Source organism: Nostoc cf. edaphicum LEGE 07299 (assembly GCF_015207245.1).
Taxonomy (GTDB): Bacteria; Cyanobacteriota; Cyanobacteriia; order Cyanobacteriales; family Nostocaceae; genus Nostoc; species Nostoc edaphicum_B.
Genome location: NZ_JADEXF010000386.1, coordinates 1 through 4,847, shown reverse-complemented (window position 1 = coordinate 4,847; position 4,847 = coordinate 1). Strand labels below are relative to the sequence as shown.

General features: G+C 42.5%; 4 protein-coding genes. 2 read left to right on the top strand and 2 right to left on the bottom strand.

What is annotated here, in order from left to right; all coding sequences use genetic code 11:
• Nucleotides 1-397: 397 nt before the first annotated feature.
• Together IQ229_RS13155 and acs are read right to left on the bottom strand one after the other, a co-directional pair.
• Nucleotides 398-1,078, bottom strand: a complete 681-nt coding sequence (locus tag IQ229_RS13155; RefSeq protein WP_194044335.1) for a tetratricopeptide repeat protein — start codon at nt 1,076-1,078, stop codon at nt 398-400.
• Nucleotides 1,079-1,204: 126 nt separating this feature from the next.
• Complete coding sequence (acs, locus tag IQ229_RS13150; RefSeq protein ID WP_194044334.1) at nt 1,205-3,178, bottom strand: acetate--CoA ligase; 1,974 nt, start codon at nt 3,176-3,178, stop codon at nt 1,205-1,207.
• A gap of 232 nt (nt 3,179-3,410) precedes the next feature.
• On the opposite strand from acs, the gene IQ229_RS13145 reads away from it, so the two are divergent.
• Together IQ229_RS13145 and IQ229_RS13140 are read left to right on the top strand one after the other, a co-directional pair.
• Nucleotides 3,411-4,055, top strand: a complete 645-nt coding sequence (locus tag IQ229_RS13145; protein WP_194044332.1) for a restriction endonuclease subunit R — start codon at nt 3,411-3,413, stop codon at nt 4,053-4,055.
• Between the two features lie 30 nt (nt 4,056-4,085).
• A complete protein-coding gene (locus IQ229_RS13140) occupies nt 4,086-4,835 on the top strand; it encodes a Uma2 family endonuclease (protein WP_194044330.1) in 750 nt (249 codons plus the stop codon).
• Nucleotides 4,836-4,847: the final 12 nt, after the last annotated feature.

The window sequence follows — 4,847 nt, the reverse complement described above, 5'->3', positions numbered from 1 at the left end:
TCTATAGTTGCAGCAACAGGAAAAGCAATAACGCACAAAAAAGCTGTCACCAGAACCAAGAGCATGAAAACAGGGAACTTATAGATTTTAAAGAGATGAATCAACCATATATGAAATCCGTCACATATCCGTTGCCAGTGATTGTTTTTATGAATCTTGGGTTTCATCGGAATTTTTCCCTTGAATCTTGGAGTAACGAATTATTGACCACAAGACATGGCAGAGGGAATAAAAAGGGTTTATCATCATCAGTTTCAAACCTATTTTTTATTTATTAAGCCAAGATTATGCGACAACTGCCGCATAATCTTTGTCTTTGATCGCATTACTGGCAAAGCATCCTTAAAGGCGATCGCAGCAACTATTTTTAACTTTTATCCACTGAATAATATCATTTTCAGGAAATACCAGGTTCATCAGCAGTTTTGATCTCTTTTAAAATTCGTTCTACTTGGTTAGCTTTTTCACCTCTATTCTGTTCTTTGAAAATATTTAAAGCTTTTTCTAAAGAAGATAGCGCCTCGTCTTTTTTATTAGTTTGCCACAATGCTAGTGCAAAATTAGTTAGCCCTTCGCCATAATTAGGATTAATTTCCAGAGCTTTTTTATATTCAGTAATGGCTTCTTCCCAGCGACTTTGGCTTGCATAAACTATACCGATCGCATTGTAAGCTAGAGCGTATTTTGGCTGGAGGCGAATAGCTTCTCGAAAGGAGCTAATTGCATCTTCTGGTTTCTTTTGCCGAAAAAGTACATTTCCCAGTTGAAAGTGTCCGAACGAATCTTCTGGGAATTTTTTAATTAATTTGCGTAAATTTTCCTCTGCACCTGTTAAGTCTCCCTGGCTAAATAAACCATTGGCTTGTTGCAGGAGTTGCGATCGCTCTGGCGTCCCTGTGTCTGAAAATTGTGCTAGTTTTTGTGGTTGTCTCTGTGCATACTGTTCAGGCGAATGCAAAGAAACTTGTCCAGGAACCGCTAAGACTAATGGTGATATCCCCATTACACTGATAATACTCAGCATCATGCAGCTGATAGGTTGAACAAATGCTGGTTTGGGTTTGCGCTTCACCTTCATCGCCCTGAATGCCTCAATAATGTTCTAATCTTTATGATAAATTGGCCCGCGTTAGCGCGTAATGCATCACAAGAGAGACGATAAGGGCGCATAATATGTGCCCTTATTAAGCTCATTGGCAATTATTTACACACCTTCTCGTAACTTATCCAACACACTCCGATCTTCTAATGTTGAAGTATCTCCAGATACTTCTTGCCCAGCAGCTAGATTCCGCAATAAGCGCCGCATAATCTTACCCGATCGCGTTTTCGGCAAAGAGTCCGTAAAGCGAATTTCTCCGGGACGAGCGATCGCACCTATTTCTTTGACAACGTGCAGTTTGAGTTCTTTACTTAGTTCTTCACTTCCCTGATAAGTGCCTTCTAAAGTCACAAAAGCAACTACTTCTTCACCTTTGAGTTCATCAGGTTTACCCACTACCGCCGCTTCTGCAACTGCTGGATGCGAAACTAAAGCTGATTCTACTTCCATTGTACCAAGGCGATGTCCTGAGACATTCAATACGTCATCTACCCGACCCATTACCCAAAAGTAGCCGTCTTCATCTTGTCTTGCACCATCACCAGCAAAATAAGTATAGTTACCATCTTGGGGTGGAATGTGTTCCCAGTAGGTGCGGCGGAAGCGTTCTGGATCGCCGTAGACTGTCCGCATCATTCCTGGCCAAGGATGGCGCACTGCTAGATAACCGCCTTCGTTATTGGGTACGGTGTTTCCTTCCAAATCGACGACATCTGCAATAATTCCGGGGAAGGGAAGAGTTGCGGAACCGGGTTTGGTGGGAATTGCCCCTGGTAGCGGTGTAATCATGATACCGCCTGTTTCCGTTTGCCACCAAGTATCAACAATTGGACAGCGTTCCCCACCAATTACTTTGTGATACCACATCCAAGCTTCTGGGTTAATTGGTTCGCCGACGCTTCCCAGCAAACGCAACGAAGACAGGTTTCGCGCGTTGGGATGTTGTTCACCCATCTTAATAAATGCCCGAATTGCCGTAGGTGCGGTATAAAAAATATTGACGCCGTATTTTTCAATTACATCCCAGAAACAACCAGGATTAGAAGTACGGGGCGCGCCTTCATACATCACCGTGGTTGCACCGTTGGAAAGAGGGCCGTAGACAATGTAGCTATGTCCCGTAATCCAACCTACATCGGCGGTACACCAATATACATCTGTGTCTTGGAGGTCAAAGATCCACTTGGTGGTGATATGGGTATACAAATTATAACCAGCAGTTGTATGCACAACACCCTTCGGTTTGCCCGTGCTGCCAGAAGTGTAGAGAACAAACAGCATATCTTCGCTGTCCATTGGTTCGGCGGGACAATCTGCTGATACTCCTTTTTGCAAATCATGCCACCAATGATCGCGTCCGCCCAACTGCATATAAGTTTCTTGTCCGGTACGCTTGACAACGAGGACATTTTCTACACTGGGAACAGCACCATCAGCTAAGGCTTTATCTACCTGTTCTTTGAGAGGAACGATCGCATCTTTGCGCCAACCACCATCAGCCGTGATTACTAGTTTAGCTGTAGCATCAATTAAGCGATCGCGCAAAGCTTCGGCACTAAAACCACCAAATACTACGCCGTGGGGTGCGCCAATTCGGGCACAGGCTAACATAGCGATCGCAGCTTCGGGAATCATCGGCATATAAATACCAACGCGATCGCCTTTTTTTACGCCCAGTTGCTTCAATACATTGGCGAACTGGCAAACTTCCCGGTGCAGTTGGGCGTAGGTAAGGGTACGCGAATCACCTGGTTCTCCTTCCCAAATCAATGCTGCCTTATTTTTGCGCCAGGTAGTGAGATGTCTGTCAAGGCAGTTGTAAGAAATATTCATCTTACCGCCAACGAACCACTTCGCAAAAGGCGGTTGCCAATCTAATACTGTATCCCATTTTTGGAACCATTCTAATTCTGTTCCAGCCAAATCTGCCCAAAATTGCTGCGGATCGGCTTTGGCTTTGTCGTAGAGACGCTGATAGTCGTCCAGGCTTTTGATATGGGCATTCTGCGAGAATTCCGAGGCAGGATGAAATAGGCGATTCTCTTGTAGGATTGATTCTATAGTTGGTTGAGACATGGTTAGTTATGAGTGCGATCGCTATTGTGATTAAAAACTATTCTTAGCCCAGTTGTGCTAGACAGTGTTTAGATTTTCGTTAAGCTAGATAGGAATTGCCGAGTTACTTAGTTTACATTGATTTTCATCTAGCAAAAGCAAGCGATCAAGAAAGTTAAAAAGGTTACATTGCAACCTATCTACCGCCAATGTTGCAAAATATAAGTAGTCTTGACAAGTAAAGCCTGAAATTATGACGCTCACTGTTGAAGCTAGCAGCTTATCTCTCAACGATGTTCATCGCTTTCTCAAACTAGAAGAACTTTCAGATGGTTCATTCACAGACTTCTTAAATTTAGAACCGTTGACAGAGTTTGAACAGGAAGATTTATTGCGAATTAAAAACGACTTCCGTCGTTATCTCAAGCTTGGTAAAATTTCTGAAGGTTTGGTTAAATTTATAACGATCGCACCCTTGATGCGGTTAGCTGGGTTTTACGATGTGCCGATTCGGTTGACAATGGAAGATAGCATTGCGATCGCAGTCGAAGATGAAGATAAAAGAATTACCGGACGGATGGATATTTTAGCAATCAACAGTCCTCAAAGTAATATTGCGCCGCCATTTTGGGTTCTAGTGATTGAAACAAAAAATAGTTCGGTCAATGTGATTGAGGGTTTACCTCAATTACTCACTTATGCTTTTAAGAGTTTAGAGCAGCAGTCATCAGTTTGGGGTTTGGTAACTAACGGACAGCTTTATCAATTTGTTTATTTAAGACGTGAAGTTCAGCCAATTTATCAGTTGATGCCATTATTAAATCTGACTGAATCTCCCGGTGCAATTAAGTTGTTACAAGTTCTTAAAAGCATCTGCAAGTTACCAAATTTTCAGTAAAATGAACGTATAATCGTGGGGCGATCGCTGATGTCTGAACCTGCTACCCTAGAAATCATTTCTGATAATATTTCAGAAGACGAAATTCTTTTTCCTCCTGGCGATATACTGAGTGACGAACCACCCTTGGAAAGTGACCTACACCGCGACCAAATCGATTTGCTGATTCGCATCCTGAAATTGTGGTGGCGAGATAGGCAAGATTTTTATGCTTCTGGCAATTTGACGATTTATTACAGTCCTAACCAGAAAAAATCAGAATATTTTCGTGGCCCAGACTTTTTTGTAGTTTTGGGAACTCAGAAAAAAGACCGTAAGAGTTGGGTAGTTTGGCAAGAAGACGGCAAATATCCGAATGTGATTGTGGAAATTTTGTCAAGTTCAACGACAGCAGTTGATAAAGGTTTAAAAAAACAAGTTTACCAAGATACCTTCCGTACACCAGATTATTTCTGGTTTGACCCTGTAACAATGGAACTTGAGGGGTTTCATCTAGTTGATGGTAAGTATCAAGAAATCCAAGTAACCACTGATGGAAGTTTGTGGAGTCAGCAGTTAGAACTTTATTTGGGAGTTTATGAAGGTAAATTAAGATTCTTCACTACTGAAAATGAATTGATACTATCATCAGAGGAGTTAGCTGAACAAGAACGTTTACGTGCCCAGCAGGCAGAAGTACGCGCCCAACAAGCAGAAAAACGTGCCCAACAAGCAGAGCAAGAAATTGCTCGACTGCGGGAGGGTTTACGTACACAGGGCATCGACCTAGAGAATATTTAATGACATCAGGAA